Raw genomic sequence first — 1,964 nt, forward strand, 5'->3', positions numbered from 1 at the left:
CCAATCCCCAATCCCCAATCCCCATTATTGATAATTGACAATTCTGGCAAAACTATCAGCTTTTAGACTAGCGCCACCAACGAGAGCGCCATCAATTTCTGGTTGTGCCATAATTTCATCAATATTATTCGGGTTGACTGAACCGCCATATTGGATAGGAACGAGGGGATTAGTCAATTCATTACGAATCAAGCCAATTACCCGATTTGCTTCCTTCGATTCACAGGTATCACCGGTACCAATAGCCCAGATTGGCTCATAGGCAATGATCAAGTTAGTTTGATCAATATCTACCAAGTCTTTTTTTAACTGGGCGCTAATTATTGATTCTGTTTCCCCCGTATCTCGCTGTTGTTTAGTTTCCCCAACACAGAGAATGGGTGTGAGTCCATGCTTTTGAGCAGCTTTAAGACGGAGATTGACAGTTACATCTGTTTCTCCGAAGAATTGCCGTCTTTCGCTATGTCCCACAATGACAAAACGTACACCGATTTCTGTTAGCATAGAGGCGGCGATTTCGCCTGTATATGCTCCACTTTCTTCCCAATGGACGTTTTGTGCGCCCAAATTTACACGGCTACCATGCAAAGATTTAGACACCAGGCTTAGGTCGGTGAAGGGGGGAAATAATACCACTTCTCGTTCTGAGGGGGTTTCCTCCAGGTGAGGCAAAAATCCGCTTAAAAATTCTGCGGATTCTGCCTGGGTTTTGAACATTTTCCAGTTACCAGCAATAACGATTTTCCGCACAGGTGATTTAATCAAAATTTTAATGTTACTAGATGCACTTTTTAATGTACTACTTTTTTAGGACTATTTATGAAGCAGAATTTATCGGGTTACAGAAACGGTAGTCAGTAGGAATATAGGCAAAAGTGTTGGTCTTTATAATAAATGAGATGCTTTATAAGTTATTTGTTTATATGCTATCAATCAAGAGGAGGATGCCAACCACTAATTACCCAACGCTTTCGAGCAATCAGAATTACTGGATTATTGATTCGTAGCTTAACTATTGTAGTCCGACCAATAGCATTTATACCTTCTAATCTTCTACCATCAGCGCTCCATCCAAAATGGTCAGTCCATTTCTGTTGGCGAGGGTTAAAAAGTTGTATAGTTTCACCACTCAAAGGATCTATAGATTCAACTGCATCACTTTTGAATTCGTTGCATGAACGACAAGCTAAACAAAGATTTTCAAAAGTTGTTTCTCCACCCTTAGAAACTGGGTGAATATGATCATAAGTCATAGGAATACCGCTATTTGCTTCAGATGTCAAGCAATAACAGCAACGTGATTTATCCCTTTCTATGATTTTTTGTCTTAAACTTTCAGAAATATATGTAGACACAACAATTTAAGAATTTGATAAACTATACCCTCGCCAACTGAGTAATACTGCTGCTTGGGCTTTACATAACATAAATAAATCAGCCTCATGTCGAAGTGACATCAACTCTAATTGTTCTACTTCTGTAAGTATACCCCTAGAGTTATGATCAAGCAGGATGTTATATCTGTCCATATCATCTGCTGTTTTTCGACTATTGGCAATTTGCCAGAGAGTATTGTCATCTAGCTTATCTAATGCGGCAATTCCAGCTTGAAATTCCTCTGGGACATCATCCCAAGCGGGTGGACTACCAACTTGCAAAGCATGAAGCATTACTTCTTCTAAGGGACGTTGAGTAGCATTAGCAGTATTAACTAATCGCTGATAGATAATTTCTGGAATTTGGAGAGTTACTGTTTCAGTGGGCATAGGGTGAAGGTTAGGGTTTATTTTATATTGATTATTTTACTTCGTTTCAATTATTAATCTCTTGAAATCTAAATCCTAGATTTCCATGTGAAAGATAACTGTCCTTTAAAACAATTTTACGCTTCCGACCACCTAGACCGGTTAAATTTTGGTTGGTGCCGTATTCCTGAAAAAAAAAAAAAAAAAATACAAAAAAAA

At 38.5% G+C, this 1,964-nt stretch carries 3 protein-coding genes; all 3 read right to left on the minus strand.

Annotation, left to right across the window (positions count from 1 at the left end; genetic code table 11):
• Window positions 1–24 precede the first annotated feature (24 nt).
• Window positions 25–750, minus strand: a complete 726-nt coding sequence (gene tpiA, locus IQ228_RS25460) for a triose-phosphate isomerase (RefSeq protein ID WP_035081932.1) — start codon at window positions 748–750, stop codon at window positions 25–27.
• A 179-nt stretch (window positions 751–929) separates the two neighbouring features.
• Window positions 930–1,355, minus strand: coding sequence for an HNH endonuclease (locus tag IQ228_RS25465; RefSeq protein WP_027401166.1), 426 nt, complete (start codon window positions 1,353–1,355; stop codon window positions 930–932).
• Window positions 1,356–1,361: 6 nt separating this feature from the next.
• The gene (locus tag IQ228_RS25470; RefSeq protein ID WP_027401165.1) at window positions 1,362–1,766 is read right to left on the minus strand and encodes a hypothetical protein; all 405 of its coding nucleotides are present in this window, start codon (window positions 1,764–1,766) and stop codon (window positions 1,362–1,364) included.
• Between the last annotated feature and the right edge of the window lie 198 nt (window positions 1,767–1,964).

It is taken from the genome of Dolichospermum sp. LEGE 00246 (assembly GCF_015207865.1).
In the GTDB taxonomy this organism is placed as follows: domain Bacteria; phylum Cyanobacteriota; class Cyanobacteriia; order Cyanobacteriales; family Nostocaceae; genus Dolichospermum; species Dolichospermum heterosporum.

Bases quoted from the DNA above. Each gene is read 5' to 3' on its own strand.
- IQ228_RS25470 (WP_027401165.1), bottom strand. From the start codon at position 1,766: ATGCCCACTGAAACAGTAACTCTCCAAATTCCAGAAATTATCTATCAG.